Origin of the sequence: Rhizorhabdus wittichii (genome assembly GCF_017607425.1) — a bacterium.
Taxonomy (GTDB): Bacteria; Pseudomonadota; Alphaproteobacteria; order Sphingomonadales; family Sphingomonadaceae; genus Rhizorhabdus; species Rhizorhabdus wittichii.
The window spans coordinates 3,748,591-3,763,318 of record NZ_CP059319.1; the positions used below are offsets into that span (position 1 = coordinate 3,748,591).

Annotated in this window: 11 protein-coding genes and 4 pseudogenes; 7 read left to right on the forward strand and 8 right to left on the reverse strand. The window is 61.2% G+C overall.

Translation table 11 applies throughout. The annotated features are described in order from the left end of the window. The first annotated feature begins 124 nt into the window (after positions 1–124). Positions 125–655 carry a helix-turn-helix transcriptional regulator gene (locus HRJ34_RS17925; RefSeq protein WP_053000395.1) on the forward strand — a complete coding sequence of 177 codons (531 nt, stop codon included), beginning with the start codon at positions 125–127 and terminating at the stop codon, positions 653–655. A 181-nt stretch (positions 656–836) separates the two neighbouring features. Then, a pseudogene (locus HRJ34_RS17930) lies at positions 837–936 on the forward strand (ATP-binding protein); the annotation flags it as partial. Between the two features lie 174 nt (positions 937–1,110). Here HRJ34_RS17930 and HRJ34_RS17935 read toward each other — a convergent pair. Then, a complete protein-coding gene (locus HRJ34_RS17935; protein WP_083434632.1) occupies positions 1,111–2,175 on the reverse strand; it encodes a helix-turn-helix domain-containing protein in 1,065 nt (354 codons plus the stop codon). Positions 2,176–2,316: 141 nt separating this feature from the next. Here HRJ34_RS17935 and HRJ34_RS17940 point away from each other — a divergent pair, with 141 nt between their 5' ends. The 3 genes from HRJ34_RS17940 (at position 2,317) to HRJ34_RS17950 (ending at position 7,314) form a co-directional block, all read left to right on the forward strand. Next, positions 2,317–3,414, forward strand: a complete 1,098-nt coding sequence (locus tag HRJ34_RS17940) for a carbon-nitrogen hydrolase family protein (protein WP_226948845.1) — start codon at positions 2,317–2,319, stop codon at positions 3,412–3,414. Between the two features lie 4 nt (positions 3,415–3,418). Beyond that, entirely contained in the window at positions 3,419–4,456 is a 1,038-nt protein-coding gene (locus tag HRJ34_RS17945; RefSeq protein ID WP_047169687.1) for a phenylacetaldoxime dehydratase family protein, read from the forward strand. Positions 4,457–4,533: 77 nt separating this feature from the next. After that, a complete protein-coding gene (locus HRJ34_RS17950; protein WP_053000394.1) occupies positions 4,534–7,314 on the forward strand; it encodes a TonB-dependent receptor plug domain-containing protein in 2,781 nt (926 codons plus the stop codon). A gap of 167 nt (positions 7,315–7,481) precedes the next feature. Here HRJ34_RS17950 and HRJ34_RS17955 read toward each other — a convergent pair. The 4 genes and pseudogenes from HRJ34_RS17955 to HRJ34_RS17970 all read right to left on the reverse strand — a co-directional run. Then, positions 7,482–7,753, reverse strand: a pseudogene (locus tag HRJ34_RS17955) (transposase); the annotation flags it as partial. A 129-nt stretch (positions 7,754–7,882) separates the two neighbouring features. Beyond that, a complete protein-coding gene (locus HRJ34_RS17960; RefSeq protein WP_047169686.1) occupies positions 7,883–8,818 on the reverse strand; it encodes a formylglycine-generating enzyme family protein in 936 nt (311 codons plus the stop codon). A 47-nt stretch (positions 8,819–8,865) separates the two neighbouring features. After that, positions 8,866–9,330: a MarR family winged helix-turn-helix transcriptional regulator gene (locus HRJ34_RS17965; protein ID WP_083434631.1), complete on the reverse strand. Its 465-nt coding sequence runs from the start codon at positions 9,328–9,330 to the stop codon at positions 8,866–8,868. A gap of 90 nt (positions 9,331–9,420) precedes the next feature. After that, positions 9,421–10,968, reverse strand: a complete 1,548-nt coding sequence (locus HRJ34_RS17970; RefSeq protein WP_198148679.1) for a sulfatase-like hydrolase/transferase — start codon at positions 10,966–10,968, stop codon at positions 9,421–9,423. Between the two features lie 271 nt (positions 10,969–11,239). On the opposite strand from HRJ34_RS17970, the pseudogene HRJ34_RS29650 reads away from it, so the two are divergent. Continuing rightward, positions 11,240–11,368 (forward strand): annotated as a pseudogene (locus HRJ34_RS29650) (transposase); the annotation flags it as partial. A 43-nt stretch (positions 11,369–11,411) separates the two neighbouring features. Here HRJ34_RS29650 and HRJ34_RS17980 read toward each other — a convergent pair. Beyond that, a pseudogene (locus tag HRJ34_RS17980) lies at positions 11,412–11,666 on the reverse strand (IS21 family transposase); the annotation flags it as partial. Between HRJ34_RS17980 and HRJ34_RS17985 the strand changes: the two are divergent. Continuing rightward, positions 11,610–12,473 (forward strand): TetR/AcrR family transcriptional regulator, encoded by an 864-nt coding sequence (locus HRJ34_RS17985; protein ID WP_083434629.1) that lies wholly within the window; start codon positions 11,610–11,612, stop codon positions 12,471–12,473. The pseudogene HRJ34_RS17980 and the gene HRJ34_RS17985 overlap by 57 nt on opposite strands. Here HRJ34_RS17985 and HRJ34_RS17990 read toward each other — a convergent pair. Both HRJ34_RS17990 and HRJ34_RS17995 read right to left on the reverse strand, forming a co-directional pair. Then, the gene (locus HRJ34_RS17990; RefSeq protein WP_208632049.1) at positions 12,362–13,675 is read right to left on the reverse strand and encodes a DUF885 domain-containing protein; all 1,314 of its coding nucleotides are present in this window, start codon (positions 13,673–13,675) and stop codon (positions 12,362–12,364) included. The genes HRJ34_RS17985 and HRJ34_RS17990 overlap by 112 nt on opposite strands. 94 nt (positions 13,676–13,769) lie before the next feature. Then, the gene (locus HRJ34_RS17995; protein ID WP_083434634.1) at positions 13,770–14,663 is read right to left on the reverse strand and encodes an IS481 family transposase; all 894 of its coding nucleotides are present in this window, start codon (positions 14,661–14,663) and stop codon (positions 13,770–13,772) included. Positions 14,664–14,728 lie beyond the last annotated feature (65 nt).

Consider the following 14,728-nt stretch of genomic DNA (forward strand, 5'->3'; position numbering starts at 1 on the left):
ACGGACAGCAGCAGCGCTCGACGAGGGGGGCGTCGAGCCGTTTTTGCTCCGTGTGCCTCTCTATCCTCGATTAACGCGACTAGCGCATGATCTGGCGCGATCGCACTTCACCTCGACCCGGCGGTTGGTCGAAGCGGAGGGGTATGTTCTGATCCTCGTTGCGGAGATACTTGCGATCCTCGAGGCAGCCCAAGACGACAGCGCGGTCGTGCCGCGGCTGTCCGACCGCGACTTCGACAAGATCCATTTGGTGCGTGAACGGCTGATCCGCGGGACGATACCGCCACCATCACTGAAGGAGCTGGCGCGGGACGTCGGTTTGGGCCCGACCAAGTTGAAGGACGGTTTCAAAGCACTGTTCGGCCAGAGCATCTTCGCCTTCTCGCACGATATCAGGATGCGTCATGCGCGGGATCTGCTTCGGCGCAACGACATGTCGATCGCCCGCGTGGCCGAAGCGGTCGGCTATGATTATCAGCAGAGCTTCACCGTGGCCTTCCAGCGCTATTTTGGCGTGCTGCCGCGCAACTACCGGCGCAATCCCGTAACGCTGGATCAGAACGAGCAGGAAGCACGCTGGAGCGCAATGGACAGCGGGAATGATCTCGATCGCATGTTCGGTGCAGGCGGCATCGGCAAGTGTGTAGGGCGGTGACAAAGTCGGCCACGGGAGCGCCGGCATAGGAGCGGGTGCGGCGGAGAGAAAATTTGCCAGGTGGTAAGCTGCCCGCTTTGGGGCGGCGGGGATGTTTGGCTTGGAGAGCTACGCGGCCGTACGGCGTTTCGTGTTCGTGGAAGGTCACAGCCGACGGGAGGCGGCGAAGGTGTTCGCGCTGAAGGGTTTCACCGTCGCCTTCACGACCGCCGCCTCGCTGGTCAACCAGCTGATGGAAGCGCGCGACGAGCGACGCCTGCTCAAGCTCCAGCGGGAAGCCCTGCCGCTCGCCGTCGTCACCGACGCGGTGACGCAGGCGGTGCAACTCGGCGCCATCGGCTTCGACGCGGTGAAGCTCATCGCGCTGGCGCGCATCGGCAGGACATCACATTTGCTGCACAAAGTCATTCATTCGCATCGGGCTCTTCGGCGGTGCCGCCAATCGGCCGGCCGGATCATTCCGTTGCGGAAGGACGCGCCGTCATTTCCCTGTAGCGCTTCGGTGAAACACCAAACTTTTGCCGGAAGACACGCGAGAAATGGGAGCTGTCCGCAAAGCCCGAATCATAGCCAATGGTGCTGACGCGATCCCGCTTCGCAGCCATGACCAGCGCTTGGGCCGCAGCCTTTAGTCGCGTGTTTATCAACAGCCGGCCGAAGGTCGTTCCGTGGCTGTTGCACGTCTTATGAACGTAACGCACCGAACAACCGAGGGCCGATGCAACCGAAGCGGGAGAGACAGCTTCGTCTCGAAAATTCTCGCTGATGAATTGGCGCAGTCGCGCGAAAAATGCCTGCTCCATCGGCGGCGGCGGCCGATAATGATCCGCTTGCGCCGTGATCCGCAATATCCGGGCCATCGCATCACCGAACAATTCGACCAGCTCCGGGGCGGACCCGTTGTCGTTCAACGGCAGATTGATGATCGCTTCGAGCGCCGCGCGCAGCACGGTTCCGCCCTCGCGCTGCAGGCTGATCGGTACACCCATGACACGTTCGGGCGCCATCCGCAGCCGCTCGCGCAACCACCAGTCGGGCAATTGAATGCAGAGCTGCCGAAAGCGTGATTCGAAGTCCAGGACATAGGACTGGTTAGGATCAATCAGGACACAATCGCCAATCGCCAGGCGAACCTCGCCCCGTTCGCTGTCGACCGCGCCGGCGCCTTCCAGTTGGACGTTGAGGAAGAAGCGTTCCAGCGGTCGGGCGTCATCCTCATCATGACGCACGCGCTGAGCATCCGCCGCGATATGTGAGACCAAAAGATCACCCCTGCGGATCGTCTCGATCCTGCCCCCGAAGGTTGTGGGCTCTACCGCTTCGAACTTCAGGTCGGTGAACAGCTCGGAGATGCCGCGGCCCCACTCATCAACACGATGGTCCGCCTCTGCGGGCGAAAGAGCCAGGAGCGTTCCGGGATGCTGGGGCGCTACGACCGGTGCACTGTGAGTCCAGGATTCGTGCACTGGCAACCACGAGCCGAGCGCCTGTTCCCTATATGCTGGATACCCAACGGTCATTGCGACGGATCCCAAGCTTGCGCCACGGATCACCGCAGCATCGACCCAATATGATGAACTGAATAGTGTCGGGGTTTCCAGCAAAAATTCAGCAAAATTTCAGGACTCGCATCTGCCCAGCTGATCACGATCGGCCGGGGGATGCCCAAGGAGATCAGCGAGAAGCCGATGCGTGATTCCAGTCCAGCGATCAAGCAAGTGTTCACCGCCGCGGCCGTACAGGCGGCGCCCGAATATCTCAATCTGGAAAGGGGCGTCGAGAAGACGATTGCCCTGATCGAGGAGGCTGCGCGCAAGGGGGTGCAACTCATCGGCTTTCCCGAATGCTGGATACCCGGATATCCCTTCTGGGCCTGGCTCGATGCCCCAGCGGCGACGATGCGCTACGTTGGCGTTCATGCCGCGAACTGCATGACCATCGACGGCCCGGAGGTCCAGCGGATTGCAACAGCGGCGAAGGCCAACAAGATCTGGGTCGTGCTTGGTTTCAGCGAGCGCAGCGGCGGGTCGCTTTACATCGCGCAGCTTATCATCGCAGACGATGGCACCATCGTCGCGGCGCGCCGGAAACTGAAAGCCACTCTGATCGAGCGCACCATCTTCGGCGAGGGCGACGGCAGCGATATCAAGGTCCATGACACCGCACTCGGCAGGCTTGGCGCCCTGTGTTGCTGGGAACATGTAAACCCCCTCACCAAATATGCGATGTTCGCGCAGAGCGAGGCGGTTCACGTCGGCGCGTGGCCCAGCTTCTCTCTCTATCCCAACCAGGCCTATGCATTGGGCCCAGAGGTCAACAACGCCCTCAGCCAGGTTTATGCCGTCGAGGGCCAATGCTTCGTCGTAGCCCCCTGCGCCGTGATTTCGCCGGCGATGATCGAGCAGCTCTGCGACACGCCAGCCAAGGCCGAACTGCTCAGCGCGGGTGGTGGACACGCCATGATCTGGGGTCCAGACGGCCGGCCGCTCGCGCAGCCGCTTGCGCCCGACGAAGAAGGACTGGTGATGGCGGAAATCGACCTCGGCATGATCCCGTTCGCCAAGGCCGGTGGAGATCCCGTCGGGCATTACGCACGACCCGATGTCATGCGGCTGCTGTTCAACCCTGCTCAGACATCCTGCGTCGAATGGGCCGAAGCACCGAACCGCTCGGGGCGATATGCGAACGGCATGACCGACGCCGGCCGCGCCAGTCTATCGGAATTCCCCGTGCCCGAACCGCTGGAAGGGAGCGAATAGCGCGATGAAATCCGCGATTCCCTTTGAGCTGCAAAAGCCTCGCTCCTGCCCGCGCAGCTGCCCCGATGGGTTCAAGCCCCCCTATCCCGCGTGGATGGTACAGGGGCAGCCCGGCCGGCCACAGGTCGTGATGGCCTACTTCGGCGTCCAATATGCCGACGCCGACCTGCGTTCGCGCGCCGAAGCGGGCTTCAGCGGCATATGTGCCATGCTGGAAGGGGATCACGCTGCGGGCCATGTCGATCAGGCGAGCTTCAAGGACATCGCAGATTATGAAACGCTCGTGGCGGTCGCCTATTGGAGCGATCCGGCAGCGTTCGGCCTGTGGCGCGCGCGCAATGATGTCGCCGGCTGGTGGGAGAGCGGCGACCGCCTAGGCGATGGCCCCGGTTATTTCCGCGAGATCTTCTTCCCGACCAATGATCGCTTCGAGACCCTTTTTTCGAACCCGAGCCATCCAGAAGGGGTGGCTATCGCCATGGGCGGGCTCGATCTGGAAGAGATTCAGGAGCATTCCTACTGGGGTTCGATGCGGGACAGGATTCCGGCGGCCCAGGTCGATCCGCTCGATGGTGCCGCCACGCGGTCCGAGCCGCCCGCCGAAACCGTCGGCCGGCGCATCCGCGTGGATGGGCTCCGCAACCTTGCGGTGATCCGCTCGGGACAGGATTGGGAAGCGACCCGCGATGCCGAGCGCGAGATCTATCTAAGCGAAATCGAACCCGTGCTCGATGCCGGCATGCGGTTCCTGACGACCGACGGGGGCAGTATCGGTTGTTGGAGCAACCGCTATATGCGGCACCGCGATCAGCAGAAAAGCTTTGGCCTGAGTTACTGGCGGTCCCTGCGCGACATGGAAACCTGGGCCGAAAGCCACAAGACGCATGTCGCGATCTTCGAAGCTTTTCTTCAGATGGCCGGCAAACTAAATTTTCAGATGGATTTAAGACTTTACCATGAAGTCTCGGTATTGGCGCCGGATCAGCAGTTCCTAGAGTATATAAATTGTCATCATTTAACCGGACTTATTCGAAATAATTAGATGGTTGATAGTAATCATCACGATAAAATACATATGATAATATATCTTACTAATAATAATTGCTACAAGAGGGAAAAATGGCAAGCCATCTCAACATCCTGAAATCGTCCGCCGCTCTCGCTGCGATATGGATTACGGCGCCTGCAAACGCTCAAATCAATGATACGTCCCGCGCGCCGCAGAGCGTCGAAACAGCCGAAGCGGATGAGGAAAGCGCCATCGTCGTCACGGCGACGCGCACGAACCGCACCGGCTATACCGCGCCGACACCAACGACGATCCTTTCGCTCGAGCATATGAACCAAGCGCAGCCGGCCAGCCTGGCAGATTTCGTCAACCAGTTGCCGGCCCTGTCAGGTTCGGTCAGCCCTCGCAACAACAACGGTACCACCAATGGCGGCACCGCTGGTGCCAACCTGCTCAATCTTCGTAATCTGGGCGTCAACCGCACCCTCGCCTTGCTGGATGGTCGTCGCGTCGTCGCATCAACGCTCACGGGGGCGGTCGACGTCAACCTGCTGCCCACCGCTCTGATCAAGCGTGTCGACGTCGTCACCGGCGGCGCTTCCGCCGCCTGGGGTTCGGATGCTGTCGCGGGTGTCGTCAACTTCGTCCTCGACGATCGCTATCAAGGGCTAAAGGGGAAGATTTCCAAGGGTATCACGCAAGAAGGCGACGGATCGACCTTCCAGGCCGAACTGAGCGGTGGCATGGCATTCGCCGACGGCCGCGGCCACATCGTCGTCTCGGGCCAGTATAGCGATTCCGGCCGCGCTCGCGCGCAGGATCGCGGCTGGTACAGCGGGTCGAAACTCATCCTGAACCCCGGCTACACTCCAGCCAACGGTGCGCCACAATATATGGTGGCACGCAATGTCGGCCTCGCCAGCGCGACCGACAACGGCCTGATCACCGCCGGGCCGCTCCGCGGCACGCAGTTCGGGCCCGATGGCCTAGCCCTGCCGACATTGTTCGACTTCGGTTATGTCGCCGGTTTACAATCGCTGGGAGGATCGGGCGAGGATCAAGGCGGCCGCATCGAAATTTCGATCCCGACAAAGAATTACAGCGCCTTTGGTCATGTGTCTTATGAGCTGACCGATGCCGTCGAGATTTTCGGTGAAGTCGGTTATGGCCGCTCGGAAGCCGACTATCTATCGGTGTCCTACAATCGCTTCGGCAACCTCGCTCTTTCCGCGGACAACGCCTATCTCGATCCGGCCGTGCGCAACGCGTTGGTCGCCGCAGGCGAAACAGGCTTCCGCTACGGAAGCAGCAATATCAAGTTCGGTCAGCTGGCCGCACGCAACACCCGCGAAATGGAACGCTATCTTGCGGGCTTCAAGGCAGATGTCGGCGGCTGGAATTTCAACGGTTACTACCAGCACGGGGTGTCGCGCATCGTCTCCGAGGTCGGCAATAACCCGATTGCCGCACGCTACGAAAAGGCGGCCAATGGCGTGAAACTGGCGAACGGCGCGATCGTCTGCGCGGTCAACGCCGATGCCGTCGCGTCGAACGACGACCCCGCCTGTTCGCCGCTCAACCCGTTTGGCGCGGTTCCGGCGTCAGATCAGGCGCGCGCCTATGTGTTCGGAACGGCGCGGCAGGCGATCGACATCAAGCAGGATGTCGTCGCAGGGACCGTCGCGGGTGAACCCGTTTCGACCTGGGCAGGGCCGATCTCGATCGTCATCGGCGCGGAGTATCGGCGCGAGACGTTCAAGGCGACAGCCGACGCCGTGTCGATTGCAAACGGCTTCTTCACCGGCAACTTCAAGCCGTCATCGGGCAGGATCTCGGTCAAGGAAATGTTCGGCGAGGTCGTCGTGCCATTGCTGAAGGATGTGCCGTTCGCCCAGGACGTCAGCTTCAATGGCGCCTTGCGTTATACCGACTACAGCATGAGCGGCAGCGTCACGACTTGGAAGGCCGGCCTGACCTGGGAGGCGAGCCGCGAGTGGCGCCTGCGTGGCGTCCTGTCGCGTGATATTCGCGCGCCCAATCTGAACGACCTGTTCCAGGGCGGTCAGGCCTTCCCGCTCGCGGTTGCCGATCCGGTGGCCAACTCCTCCTACGCCACCTTCGTCACGGTGGTGGGCAACCGCAACCTACGTCCCGAGCGCGCGGACACGCTGTCGGTCGGGATCGGCTACAAGCCGGACTGGCTACCCGGCCTCGCCCTCTCGGCGGATTATTACGACATCAAGATCAAACAGGCGATCGTCAGCCTTGCAGCACAGAACCTGATCGATGGCTGCTACGGCACCAGTCCGTCGCTGTGCCAGTACATCAGCCGTTCGACGACCACGAACCTAATTACCGAAGTGCTGACTCCGGGGATTAACTTCAGCCGCGAACGCACGACCGGGCTGGATTTCGAGGTCAATTATCGGACCAGCCTCGGCGCGGGCACTTTCGACATCTCCGCGCTCGCTAACCATGTGCGCCGCCGCACGATCGACACCGGCTTCAGGGTTTACGAATATGCCGGAACCATGTCGGAAAACACGGCCGTGCCGAAGTGGCGCGGCTTAGTCAACGCCAGCTATCGCCAGGGTGGAACGACCCTGAACCTTCGCGAGCGCTTCATCGGTGCCGGCAAATATACGAAGGAAATCACGGTCAAGGACAACCATGTGAAGGCGGCCTATTACACCGATGTGACGCTGTCCCATGAGTTCCAGGACGTCGCCGGCAAGCCTTCCCTGTTCCTGGCGATCGACAATGTCTTCAATCAGTCGCCGCGGGTCAGTCCGCTGATCCTAGGGCCGGTTCACATCAACGTCGGCACCAATGGCTCGCTGTACGATGTGCTGGGCCGCGCCTTCCGGGTGGGTTTCCGCTTCGACCTCTGAAGCTATCCCGCGCCGCTGCACCCCGCTTGCCTGACCGGCAGGCGGGGGAACGACGGCCGGATCGCGTATCAAACACGACGGAGGCATGGAAACGGCCGATCTGACGCAATCAGATCGGCCATACTTGAATGCCTTGAAGAACCGACTGATTGCAGCGAAGCTGTGATAAGGCCGAGGAACCGCTGGCACGAGAGGCGATCCTTGATCTGGAACTTGGTCGCGTCATCCGACAGCGGGTAGAGCGCCCGCAGAACCAGGATCTTGAACATGAACACCGGGTCGAACGGCGATCACCCGCCTTTGCCGCGAGCGTTGCGCCGCAACGCTGCCTCCAAAGTCTGCGGAAAACCTCGAAGTCGACGACAGCAGCCAGTCGCTCAAGCGGATTACGAGCCGTGCTCAGCGCCTCGTACCGGTCTGAAAACTTGGCTGTCCCCATCACCGCCTCCGCTACCACACCCAGACAGCGAATCAGCTCAAGCCTTTACGTGCCAGTAGTTTTTCGAGGCGTCTATTTTCGTCTGCCCACGCTGTCCAACGGTCGGTATCCGCCGGATCGCCGTCGGCGTTATCGCCCCCAGTCTCGGATGATGCATCGAAACCCGATGTGCGAGGTCGACGTCTCGATCATCTGCGGATGCCGAGCGGCGGGTCGATATCGCTGGCAATAATTGTCAGCACAAAGGTGCGAGCCACCCTTGATGACCTTTCGTCCAAATCGAACGAGCGGCAGCGCCGGATCCAAGCTGCCGCGCTGCGTTCCACCACGCGGGTCGGGCAGCGCGCAACATGAGCCGCGCTTCTTCTTGCCCTGCCCCGACCGGGTCTTGGGAAGTGACCACCAGTCGTCGGTCCATTCCCAGACATTACCGATCATGTCGAACAAGCCATAGGCGTTGGCCGGGTAGATTCCCACGGGAGACGTTCCCTCCCAGCCGTCCTCACATGTATTCGCGAAAGGGAATAAGCCCTGCCAGTAGTTGGCGAGCACCGCTCCGTCAGGTCGCGGACTGTCGCCCCAGGCATAAGCCCGTCCGTCCAGTCCGCCACGCGCGGCAAATTCCCATTCAGCCTCAGACGGCAGCGCCTTACAACGCCAACGGGCATAAGCAGCGGCATCCAGATAGGAGACATGGACGACCGGATGATCCCACATGTCCGTCAGGCCGCTTCCAGGACCGAACGGATGTCGCCAGTCGGCGCCAAAGCAAAGCTCCCACCATTCCGCGGGGTTGCTCAGATCCACCGGCCCCCGCGCCTTGCGAAAGACCAGCGATCCCGGCTGGAGCAGAGCCGGGTCAACGCCCGGGTAATCCTGGACATCCGACACCTGCTCAGCCGTCGTACGATAGCCCGTTGCCTCGACGAAACTGGCGAACTCGCGATTGGTGACGGGGTTGACGTCGATCCAGAACGACCCAACGCGCACCCGGCGGGCGGGCGCTTCTTCGGGATAGAAGCGGTCGTCGCCCATCACAAAGACACCGCCCTCGACCCGCACCATGCCGCGCAGGTCCGTGCCGGGGAATGCAGAAGACCCAGACAGGCTCGTCACCGCCGCGCCTGCCGAACGACAAGCGTATCGACGATGCGATTGATCTCTCGGATCAGAGAGCCTTCTTCCCGGTCCGAGAGCGAGAAGGTCTCTCGCAATCGCGTCGTCACGATATCAATCGCTTCCGACAGCTTCGCCAGGCCCTTCTCCGTGATCAGGACATCGAGATGGCGCCGATCGCCCTCGAGACGATCGATCGAGACGAGGCCAAACTGGCCGAGTTTCGCCACAGACCGGCTGAGCGTAGACTGTTGAAGCACGGTGAACGCCGCAATGGAATTGAGGTCGCTTGGCCCTAGCTGAGCCAAGCAGTGCAGGACCCGCCAATGGGCGACGGTCAGCCCCAGTTCGCTTAACGCCCCAGCGAGCACAGTCTGAGTCAGATCGTGCAGACACGCGATTCGATGCGGCAGAAACATTTCGAGATTGAACTGCGACGGGTCCGGGGATGCACGCGTCATGATGACTTCTTAGCCCCAGTCTACATTGCAAAGCATGTGAAAAATCGCGCGCCGCCACGTGGGGTGGCGGCGCGCCTTCCGATATGTGTGCTATTCACCCGAGCGCATGGTGCGCGCAGCCTTCGCCTTGGGCGCGGGATACTGATTCATGTCGGCCCAAGCTGGCGGCGGCAGGGTGTTGTTCCAACTCACGTAACGCGCATGCAAATCGGCTTTCACCTGCGGGAAGCTGTCGCTGAGATCCCGCGTTTCCGATGCATCCGCTTCAAGGTCATACAGCGCACTTTCGCCCGTCGCATTGTTAAGCCACAGCTTCCACTTGCCCAACCGGACTGCGGATTCGCCGACCAGCTTCCAGAACAGCACCTCATGCGGCGTGCCTGGATTCTGCGTCTCGATATAGGGAAGGAGATTCACACCATCGAGCGGCTGCGCGGTCTTCGTGGAAACGCCGGCAGCGGCAGCGACGGTGGGCAGAATATCGAGACTGATTACCGGCTTGTCATAAACCGAACCAGCAGGAATGCGGCCCGGCCAGCGCATCATGAAGGGAACCCGGATACCGCCTTCATAAGTAGAGTTCTTGCCTCCCGCATAGGGTGCATTGCTCGCGGGGCGGCTCATCGCACCGCCATTGTCGCTCAAGAAGACGACGATCGTGTTCTTGTCGAGGCCGGTTGCCTTAAGCTTCTCCAGTACCGCTCCTACTGCCTGGTCCTGTGCCAGGAGCAGGGCATTGTACGCCCGAGCATTAATATTCGGGACCGTCTTCCGCAACGCCTCGAAATAGCCGATCGGCACCTGCAGCGGCGGTACCGGGGCATTCATCGGAAGGTACAGCATGAACGGCCGATCCTTGTTTCGCTCGATGAAATCGACAGCACGATCGCGGAAATACTCGAGTAGATACTGTTCGACATGGATCAGGCGACCATTCTCACGGACGCCGTTGAGGCCCTCGCGCGTCCACGCGGTCAACGGCGATTCATCATGAAAATCGACCTTCTGGCTGATATAGTCAGGGTTAGATAGATCTCCATATTGGATGCTGGTGTTCCCGTAGAAAATGTTCGAGTAATCGAACCCACGGTTCTGCGGCAGGAACTGCTGCCCGTGACCAAGGTGCCATTTACCGATAACGCCGGTTTGGTAACCGGCAGCCTTGAATAGTTCACCAATATTCCGTTCTGTGGTCGGGACACCACGGCGCGCAAATTCCGCTTCACCCTGCAATGCGGCTAGGCTGCCGTCGGGCATACGGGCTTCGCTCAGTTCCGGGAACGCGCCGGTCGAGACCTGATATTCGAACCCAAAGCGCTGCTGATAACGCCCGGTCACCAGACCCGCGCGCGACGGACTGCACAACGGAGCGCTGACATAGCCGCTCGTGAACTTCGCGCCATCACGTCCGATGCTATCAATATTCCGCGTCTCGATCCAGGGATTGCCGTTCGCGGAAATATCGCGATAGCCCATGTCATCTGCCAGGATGACGATGACATTGGGTCGAGCATTGGCTTTGGTCCGCGCAGGTGGGGCAAGCTCGGACACAGCCGACTTCGCGAACGTCGGCAGCGGCGCCGTAAAAGCCAGGACGGACGTTACCAAGAGGGCCGATCGGCGCAGAAACGTTCTCATTATATCTCCCCAGACGAACAGCTTGACGATCCGAGCGAACGGGTGGCGCACACCGCTTCCGTCGGACGACCTCCCTCTACGGTTGGTCATCACGATTTATATGCACACACATATGCTAGTGCAATTGATATTTTGTACCTGTCAACGGCAACGACGCAAACGGCCGTTTCCCTTCCACGAGGCGCTTGGGCAGATGGATCGCCAGCTCAAGGAAAGCACCGATGCTTCTCCGGCCTGCCAAGCCTTTGACAATGCGAGCCAGTTCAAGTGATCCAGGACGACGGGGGCCTACTTCGGCCTCGTCCCGCGTCGACACCAGTCGGGCGAACTCGACTGGACGGGAGGCATCACCAACCAGGGCAACAGGACGGTCCGCAAGCTGCTCTACGAGGCGGCCGACTCGATCCAGAACCTTGTGACCAACCGGATCAACAAGGCAAAGACCGCTTGGCGCTATGCTGCTGCTTGGTCGGCGACAGCCGGTCCTCGCGCAGGATGGCGTCGATGACCGGCAACAGCGGTCCCAGCTTCGGCTTCTCCGGCGGCTTCGTGCGCCGGTAGCCCGGCGGCGGTGAAAACGCGCACATCTTCGTCACCGTGTCCCAGCTCAGACCGAACACCTTCACCGCCTCCCGCCGGCTATGACCTTCCACGAACACGAAACGCCGTACGGCCGCGTAGCTCTCCAAGCCAAACATCCCCGCCGCCCCAAAGCGGGCAGCTTACCACCTGGCAGATTTTCTCTCCGCCGCACCCGCTCCTATGCCGGCGCTCCCGTGGCCGACTTTGTCACCGCCCTACACAAATCCTCGTCGCGCCTGTTTTCCCAGCTGGGCTATGAAAATACGTCGATGAAGGCGATTGCGGGCGATGCCGACATAACGCCCGCCACGCTATATTATCATTTCGAGAACAAGCAGCACATCGTCTTCGAAACGCTGAGGCTGGCGGTCGCGGGTCTGATCGAGGCGACCGAGGCCTCGGTCGACCCCAAAGCGGATGCGGTGACCAGGCTGAGCCAGTTCACGTCGCAGCACATCGTCCACCAGCTGATCAATTATGAATCGATCGCGCTCATGTACATGGCGCTCGTATACGGGATGCGTCGGCGCAACGACATATTGACGGCCGAGCAGGGCGCGACGCTTCGGGAACTCGAGAAGAAGCATTTCGACATGCTCAAGACCATCCTGCGCGACGGCGCGGCGCAAGGGGCGTTCCAGATCGTCGACCCGATGCTGACCGCCTTCGCCATCATCGGCATGTGCGAACATGTCTCCAATTGGGTGAACCCGGCCGGGCGGATGTCCCCGGTCGAGATCGGCGCCCTTTTTCGCCGATCAGGCGCTGTTGCTGGCGGGCGCCACGCAAGCCGGCTGATAGACGCGGCAGATCACACGCATATGCCGGGCGCCCCGCCCTTCCGCTCCTGCTCGATGAACCAGTCGAGATGCCGGTCGAGCACCGGGAAGGGAGCGCCGCCCGTCATCAGGATCGCATCGTAGAAGCGCGGCTCGCTGAAACGATCGTCCAGTTCGCCCCGAACCCGTTCCCTCAGCCGCAGAATCGTCTGCGATCCGAAGCTGTAGGGCAGGATCTGCGCCTGCCAGTCGGTGGTGTCGCGGATCAGCGAAGCGCGGTTCTGCAAATCGGATTCGAAGGTGTAGCGACGCAGGACGGCCAGGCCCCAGTCGAAGCTCTTGCCATGATAGTTGACGCCGATATCGGCGAGCGCCCGCGCGTGAAACATCGCCTTGAACAGCAGGCGACCATATTTCTCCTGCGGCGTGCGGAACACGCCCTGCTCATAGGCCAGCTGCTGCCCGAAATCGCCCCAGGATTCGTCGAAGGCCATGTTCCGCCGCGGATAGTCCGTCATCGACTTGCTCAGGAAGCGCATCGCGTCGTGCCAATAATGGCCGGGCGCGAGCTCATGATAGATCAGCCCCTGGGCAGGCAGCAGCGAGCGCTGATCCAGTTGCGAGCCGTTATAATAATACATGCCGCGCCGCTCGGGATGGATCTGGATATCGGCATATCCGAAGGTGAGCGCCGCTTCCTGTGCAGGTGACGCGCGGGCGACGCCATAGCCATAGGGCGGCGGCCGGCAGAACAGGATCGGCATAAACGGATCCATCCGATGCAGATAATCGAGATAGGTCGCCTCGACCTCGGCGGTCGTCTTCGCGGTGAAGCGCGTATCCTGCCGAAGGCGATCCTCGAAGGCCCGACGCGAGCCCGACCAGCCCATTTCGCCGCGCAACGCCTTGAGCTCGGACTCGATCATGTCGAGGGCATGCTGGCTGGCCTTGAACAGTTCCTCGGGGGAGTCCTCGAGGGTCAACTCACGCCGGATCAAGGCCCGATAATAGGCCTTGCCGCCGGGATATTGCGCGAGACCAAAGCGCGTCGGGGCATTGGCTTGATACTGTGGGCCGAAGCGGGCCGCGAGGGCCTCGAGCGCGGGATTGACCGAGTGGGCGATCGCCTCGCGCAAGGCATCGCGCAACCGCATCCTGGCCGGTGCCGACAATGGCGCCAGGCGCATGTCATCGGGCCATGCAAAGCTTTGCTCGGGCTTCTGCACCTGGCCGAGCAATACGGTACGCACGCGCCCGGCCGCTTCGCGCGGCAGGCGGACGCCGGCCTTTTCCTGAGCGTCGAGCTGCGTCTGGACGGTCGCCAACACGGCGGGATAGCGGCGCACCAGGGCGAGATAGCGATCGACATCCCCGTCACCCGAAAAGGCGAAGCGCCTGAGTGTAAGGTTGATGCTCTAGCGGGACATCGATTGCATGAGACTATAGGCGCTCCCTGAGCGCTTCATAGGGTGTTTTACCGTTGAAGGCACCGTGCGGCCGATTGAAGTTATAGAAGTTTTCCCACTCGCTGAGCTTGGCCTCGAGATCGACGTCGCCCTTGTAGGAGAGGAGCTGGTAAAACTCCTGCTGATCTGATCGATGGGAGCGCTCGACCTTGCCGTTCAGCTGCGGGGTTCCACGCCTGATGTAAGCATGACGGATGCCCTGATCTTCGACGTGCCAATGGAACTTGGCCTGGAACTCATGCCCATTGTCGGTCCTGATTTCCTTGATGCGGAACGGGAACTTTTCGATGATGTGATCGACGAAGTCGATCGCGTTAGCTTGTGTGTGTTTGTCGTAGACCTTGAGCGCCCGGACGCGGGTTGCGTCATCGATGGCGGTATATTGGAATCGCCGGATTTTCTCGCCGCGCTTTCCGGTGAAGGTGAGGAACTTGACGTCCATCTGGATGTGATGGCCGGGAACCTGCTTGTTGTAGCGTTTGGTGTGGACTTTGCGCATGCGCGTTCCGCGCGGCAGCCGGCCGACACCATTGCGCCGCAGGATGCGCGTCACGCCCGCATCGGAGATCGCGATGCCGTGATAGCGCGCGAGGTACCAGACGATTCTGATAGATCCGAGGTGGTATTTGCTGCGCAGGTAGAGGACCTTGTCGACGACCTCGGGCGGCGTCTGGTTGGCGGGGTTCTTCGGAATGGGCTTGGCGTTGATCAGTCCGGCTTCGCCACGTTGCGCGTAGGCGGCCTTCCAACGGTAGAAGCTTGACCGTCCCACGCCGAAATACCGGCAGGTCCTGGCCACATGGCCGCTCTTCTCGGCATGGCGCAGCACCTTGAGCTTGCGCTGAATGTCGCGTTCTTCCTTGGTCATCGGATCCATCCTCCCGGCTGCCAGTCAGCAGCATGAAAGATGTCCCGCGAGTCCGTACAGTCCTA